Source organism: Hoeflea sp. BAL378 (assembly GCF_000759435.1).
Taxonomy (GTDB): Bacteria; Pseudomonadota; Alphaproteobacteria; order Rhizobiales; family Rhizobiaceae; genus Hoeflea.
Genome location: NZ_JRJG01000250.1, coordinates 1 through 488, shown reverse-complemented (window position 1 = coordinate 488; position 488 = coordinate 1). Strand labels below are relative to the sequence as shown.

The window sequence follows — 488 nt, the reverse complement described above, 5'->3', positions numbered from 1 at the left end:
TTCGTGACATCTCCCCCGCAAGGGGGGAGATTGATTCCTCGGGCATTGTGCCCTGCCCGTCCTAGTTTCCCTCGATCTTGATGCCGTCCTGGCCGATCTTGATCTCGACGCCGGAGGTCTGCTGGTCCTGGTAGTACATGTAGCCGAGGATGGCGGCGCCGACGGCGACGATGGCGATGACGATGGCGAGTGTGTTGCGCGACATGCGGAAATTCCTGAGATGACTGCGGATCGGAGCGCGGTGCTTAGCACGGTTCCTGCGGGAGTGGCAGGGTATTTGGGAGGCGCCTGGAAGTTCGGGGACAGTTTACTTTTACGGCAGCCGGTCGCCGGCTGCCGTAAAAGTAAACTGTCCCCGACATGCACCGACATGCTGCACCCCGGATCGGACCCTCTCACAGCCGGCAGAGGGGTCTCTCGCGGTCCGGCGCGGGGGAGAGATGCCCCCCTCTGTCACTTCGTGACATCTCCCCCGCAAGGGGGGAGAT

At 62.7% G+C, this 488-nt stretch carries 1 protein-coding gene; it reads right to left on the bottom strand.

Translation table 11 applies throughout. The features are described from left to right. Window positions 1–61: 61 nt before the first annotated feature. Window positions 62–205, bottom strand: coding sequence for a hypothetical protein (locus LL06_RS27835; protein WP_035533798.1), 144 nt, complete (start codon window positions 203–205; stop codon window positions 62–64). Between the last annotated feature and the right edge of the window lie 283 nt (window positions 206–488).